Source organism: Ferruginibacter sp., from assembly GCF_031430955.1.
Lineage (GTDB): Bacteria > Bacteroidota > Bacteroidia > Chitinophagales > Chitinophagaceae > Ferruginibacter.
This window is the reverse complement of record NZ_JANPCM010000333.1, coordinates 1-5,105: the sequence shown is the minus strand read 5'-3', so window position 1 is coordinate 5,105 and position 5,105 is coordinate 1. Positions and strand designations below refer to the sequence as shown.

At 34.1% G+C, this 5,105-nt stretch carries 8 protein-coding genes; 1 reads left to right on the top strand and 7 read right to left on the bottom strand.

What is annotated here, in order from left to right; translation table 11 throughout:
- The 7 genes from ACY65O_RS09445 to ACY65O_RS09415 all read right to left on the bottom strand — a co-directional run.
- The coding region (locus tag ACY65O_RS09445) for a glucose-6-phosphate isomerase (RefSeq protein ID WP_462220607.1) at positions 1–885 on the bottom strand (885 nt) is incomplete at its 3' end.
- 49 nt (positions 886–934) lie between these two features.
- On the bottom strand, positions 935–1,198 hold the full coding sequence (locus tag ACY65O_RS09440) for a hypothetical protein (RefSeq protein WP_462220606.1): 264 nt from the start codon (positions 1,196–1,198) through the stop codon (positions 935–937).
- 265 nt (positions 1,199–1,463) lie between these two features.
- The gene (locus tag ACY65O_RS09435) at positions 1,464–1,946 is read right to left on the bottom strand and encodes a hypothetical protein (RefSeq protein ID WP_462220605.1); all 483 of its coding nucleotides are present in this window, start codon (positions 1,944–1,946) and stop codon (positions 1,464–1,466) included.
- The gene (locus tag ACY65O_RS09430; RefSeq protein WP_462220604.1) at positions 1,928–2,470 is read right to left on the bottom strand and encodes a hypothetical protein; all 543 of its coding nucleotides are present in this window, start codon (positions 2,468–2,470) and stop codon (positions 1,928–1,930) included. Before ACY65O_RS09430 ends, ACY65O_RS09435 begins: the two co-directional genes overlap by 19 nt.
- Before the next feature lie 37 nt (positions 2,471–2,507).
- Complete coding sequence (locus ACY65O_RS09425; RefSeq protein WP_462220603.1) at positions 2,508–2,927, bottom strand: pepsin/retropepsin-like aspartic protease family protein; 420 nt, start codon at positions 2,925–2,927, stop codon at positions 2,508–2,510.
- Between the two features lie 37 nt (positions 2,928–2,964).
- Positions 2,965–3,984 carry a low-specificity L-threonine aldolase gene (gene ltaE, locus ACY65O_RS09420; protein WP_462220602.1) on the bottom strand — a complete coding sequence of 340 codons (1,020 nt, stop codon included), beginning with the start codon at positions 3,982–3,984 and terminating at the stop codon, positions 2,965–2,967.
- Positions 3,971–4,678, bottom strand: a complete 708-nt coding sequence (locus tag ACY65O_RS09415; RefSeq protein WP_462220601.1) for a hypothetical protein — start codon at positions 4,676–4,678, stop codon at positions 3,971–3,973. The genes ltaE and ACY65O_RS09415 overlap by 14 nt, the downstream gene beginning before the upstream one ends.
- Positions 4,679–4,911: 233 nt before the next feature.
- Here ACY65O_RS09415 and ACY65O_RS09410 point away from each other — a divergent pair.
- A partial coding sequence (locus tag ACY65O_RS09410) for a sigma-70 factor domain-containing protein (RefSeq protein WP_462220600.1) occupies positions 4,912–5,105 on the top strand: 194 nt, incomplete at its 3' end.

The following is a 5,105-nucleotide window of genomic DNA, read 5'->3' as shown; positions in this document are numbered from 1 at the left end:
TAAATCTTCAAAATTATTATAGCCAACAGTTAATGCAATAGATAAACCAATTGCACTCCACAAACTGTAACGGCCACCTACCCAATCCCAAAACACAAACATGTTTTCGGGAGCAATGCCAAATTTGGTAACTTCTTTTTCGTTGGTAGATAAGGCAACAAAATGTTTGGCAACGAATGCTTCATCTTTCGCATGCTGTAAAAACCATGTTCTTGCACTGTGGGCATTGGTCATGGTTTCCTGTGTGGTAAAAGTTTTGCTTGCAATTAAAAATAACGTTTCATCAGCTGTTACTTTTTTTAATGTTTCGGCAATGTGTGTTCCATCAACATTACTTACAAAATAAGTTTGAATGCCATCTAACCAATAAGGTTTCAATGCTTCTGTTACCATTACCGGCCCAAGATCGCTGCCGCCAATCCCAATGTTTACAATGTATTTTATTTTTTTTCCGGTATAACCTTTCCATTCGCCACTATGTATTTTTTTGCAAAAACTGTTCATCTGCTCCAAAATTTTTTTAACATCGGGCATTACATCAATACCATCAGCTAAAACCGGAACCGCAGAAAAATTTCTGAGTGCAGTATGCAACACAGCCCGGTTTTCGGTGCCGTTAATTTTTTCGCCGGTAAACATCGCTTCAACAGCATCTTTCAGTTTACATTCATTGGCTAATTGTAATAATAACTGTAAAGTCTCTGTAGTAATTATATTTTTAGAGTAATCAAATAAAATATCATTTAGTTGGGTAGAAAACCATTCGAATCTTTTAGGATCGGCTTTAAACAAGTCCTTCATGTGCACCGTTTTCATTTTGCTAAAATGGTTTTGCAATGCATGCCATGATGGGGTAGAAGTGGGGTTGATTTTTGGAAAACTCACAGTTATATTATTTTAATTACGGCGAAGTTATTTAAAATAGGTGGAGTTTCTATTTCTTCAATATTTCTATTGTAATAAATTCCTTTGGCTTCCAGAAAATTTTATACATTAAATAAAATAAGGGCAGGTTAGCTAAAATTAAAACTGCATATAAATGAGTAACAAAAAATATCATAAAGAAAAGCGCACTGAATATAACACCTCCCCAAAGTGTTCCATTATCTGCGGCACAACCAATACCAATTAATACAGGATCTGTTTTAGGTTTTGAAATATGCAAAGGTTTTGAAAAATGAAAACCATTTTCCGCCATTATTTTTAGGGGCAAATTATTTTCATCAATCACCAGTGGCTCCTGTTCTTTTAAATGGTAAAGATGGGTATCGTTGATGACGATGTATAATTTTAAAACCCTTAGTAAAAGTTGCCTTTCTCGTAAAATTATTATGGTGAGTGGGGATGGTATAAAAAAAAGGTATTAGTTTCTTGATAATTAACAAAATGATGGTGGCTTATTCTTCCGACCTAATAACGCCAAACCCAATCCTATGTTGTTACCAGCAGTTATTTTCATTTCACTAGTACATTCCACTTGCTAATTGTGTCGTGTCAAACCGCCAAAGAAATTTGTCAGCTTTTTCTTTTTGATTATTAAAGAAGTCTAAAGCTAATTTTGACACCAATTTTTTAGCTTGTTTCCTTACAACAGAATCTTCTAATGTTTCTTTCCAGCTGCCGCCATATCTGTATTCTTCTCCACGAACAGCACAAATAAGGATAAGTCCGTTTGTGAATTTCTTTTTATTGATTTTAAAAGTTGTCAAGTTATTACCTTTTGCATAAACCTTACAGGCATTTATTAAGCCGTCTAAAATTCCATCAACCAATGAGCCACCACAAACAGTATGAATATCATTTGCAAAACTTATGGCATTTGGTGATGGATACCAATCTGTGCGATATGCAAGCCCAATTTGATATGTATTAGAATTTACTTTGCCGTCAAATGTTAACTCAAATTCCGGTTTGCCTAAAACTTCTGTTATTGCTCTGTCAAACAAATAAAAACACCTTGCGGAAAGTGATAAAAATTTTGGATTAAATATTTCTGCCTTTTGTCGATGGTAATTATTTCGCATTGTCTGTTTAACAAGGCAATTTGAATGGCTTTTTCTGATAACCTTAGGTTATCGACGCTGGTTTCTGAAATTACTTTTTTGTCAAACGAAAAGGTAACTTGTGTTTTTGAATTCCCGTTCTCAATTATATCAAATTTTTCTGAAATTGCTTTAAGTGTCTTTGCAAAATAATTAGGCAATTCATTGCTTTTAGTTGTAAACTGTCTTGTAAATGATTTTAATTCGTGTGATGAACTAAATACAAATGTAAAATCGTTATCGCCTAATATTGTAATTTCAAAAAGAATATCGTCAGTTTTGCATAATGATATACACTCAATTATTAGCCCCGACAAAAGCCCAATAATGCCATCATTGCCGACATACATAAATGGTCGTTTTCTTACGTGTTCTGAAAAATCCAGAACCGTAATTCCGTCAACAGAAGAATATTTTGTGTCTGTCATTATATTGGCTGCTAACGAATATGAAGTTCAATTTCAATTATTTCAATTTCATTTGAGCATAGTAAGGATGATCGGGGTTTACAATTAACTCTTCTCTTAAAGGATGAATCAAAACATCCATGTCCTTTAAAGGTATTGCACCCAGTAATGGCTCGTTATCGCCACTTAAAACCATTGCATAACAAATAGTTTTACGGTTTTTAAATAATACTTGTACAGGCCCAACAATATTAAATTCTTCTATATGCCCATTGGCAGAAATACCTTTACGTTTTTCTAAAAATGGTAAATCTAATTGCGCCTGTATAGTTTCGTTAATACAAAGATTGTATGCGCCTGTATCCACAAGCATTTTAACAGCCATGCGTTTTATTTCCTCTTCACCAATTATAAATTTTCTTGCAAGCCCAAGGTCTTCTGCATTAACCAATTCGATATCCGCATATACAAATCCCATAAAATAAATTTTTCAAATTTACATTTTTTTATAAGAATCACATCGCCTCAATAACCCCTATCAATTTCTTTATCATCTCATCCGTTACATCTAAATGCGTAACCATTCTAACTTGTGTAGCAGAAATAGAAAGGCATAAAATATCATCCAGTTGTAACCTTTCACAAAATTCCTTTGCAGTATAAGAACCGCTAACTTCAAAAATGATGATGTTAGTTTCTACAGGCATTATCTTACCAATAAAATCTTTTTTAATTAGGGCTTCGGCTATTTGATGGGCATGTAGATGATCTTGTTGCAGCCTGTTAATATTATTTTCAAGAGCATAAATTCCTGCTGCAGCGATGTAGCCTGCCTGACGCATGCCTCCCCCAAAAACTTTTCTAACACGCCGGGCTTTTTTAATATAATCCCGTTTGCCCAAAAGCAAACTTCCAATTGGCGTTCCTAGTCCTTTACTAAGACATACAGAAATACTGTCGAATACCTGGCCGTATTGTACAGGCGATTCCTCCTTTGCAACAAGTGCATTCCATAATCTTGCACCATCTAAATGCAAGCTTAAATTATTTTGTAAGCAAACTTCTTTAATCTTATGAAAATCATTAAAATCATAGCAACTGCCACCGCCTCTGTTTGCGGTATTTTCCAAGCTAATCAAACTGGTTTTAGCTTTATGAACATCATCTGGATTTATAGCTTCGGTAATTTGTTCAGCAGTTAGTCTTCCCCTGTCTCCTTCCAAAGCTTTTACCTGGCTGCCACTGTTAAACGCAATACCTCCACCTTCATAAATATAAACATGGCTCATCTTTTCGCAAATCACTTCATCTCCTGGCTGTGTGTGGCATTTAATACCAATCTGATTGGTCATAGTGCCGCTCGGGCAAAACAAAGCAGCTTCCATTCCAAACATTTCAGCGGTAATAGCTTCCAGTTGGTTTACAGAGGGGTCTTCACCAAAAACATCATCACCAACTTCAGCTTTAAACATGGCTTCCAGCATTGCTGGCGATGGTTTTGTAAAAGTATCAGAACGCAGGTCAGTTGTTTGCATTTATTGTATTAATGATGTTTACAGCGTTATATTCAGGGTTGTCACTAAAAGTATCATTAAAAAGAGAATTGGCCTGACTCCCTAATGCTTTCTTAAGCTCCCTTTCCGTGAGTTTTATTTTAATTAATTTTTTTGTTTCTGGTGTCATATAATAATATTCAGTAACCTGCTTAAATTGTTTATATCCAGTTGTTTGTGCATAAGTAGCAACATAATCTTCTAAAGTGGAAGTATAGCTTTTGTAAAGTGAAAATTTTGTACCAGCAGCCACTTTTTCTAAAAATATATTTTTTGCAGAATCTACCAGTTTAGAATTGATAAATATTTTATTGTAAATAATACCTGTTTCTTTATCTGTATAAAAAACTTTAAAGGAATCAACATCAGTAAGATTGAAAACACTCATTTGACTGGCATTATCAATATTTTCAACTTTTTGAAAATAGGTATCGTAAGTAGCTTTATTACCTGCAAAAAAAGACCCATTATGGAAAACCGTAGTTGTAAAAGTATCATTAAATAAATAAGACGACCCCTTTACTTTATAATTGCCTATTTGACGGTTTGATTGCCCCTGGCTGTTATCAGAATAATTAATTGTCAACAGCGGATTATAAGAACTTTCTAATTGTGCAGACAGATTACAAGCAGAAAGTAATAAAATTGATATAAAATAAAATTTCATAATTTTCATACGACGAATTTAAAATGAAGCAGTAAATTAAAAAATAATATTCAGTGAGTAATATATAATTTCATTTTATCCACCTAATAGCTCTTTTTTTAACAAACGCTATGAAATGCGGCCTATTTAACGTAGTTTTGCACACTATTTTCAAGGATTTGGGGCATTAACTATTCGTTTGCAACATTTTCCCTAACAAATATGTCTTACAAGTGTTACATATTCTAGACTAATACATTACAATGAGGAAACTTAAGATCGCAACGCAAATTACCAACCGTGATTCACAGGCAGTTGAGAAATATTTGCAGGAAATTTCCAAAATTTCGATGATCACTCCTGAAGAGGAGACCATTCTGGCCCAAAAGATCAAAATGGGGGATCAACGGGCATTGGACAAATTGGTGCAGGCCAACCTTCGTTTTGTGGTATCTGT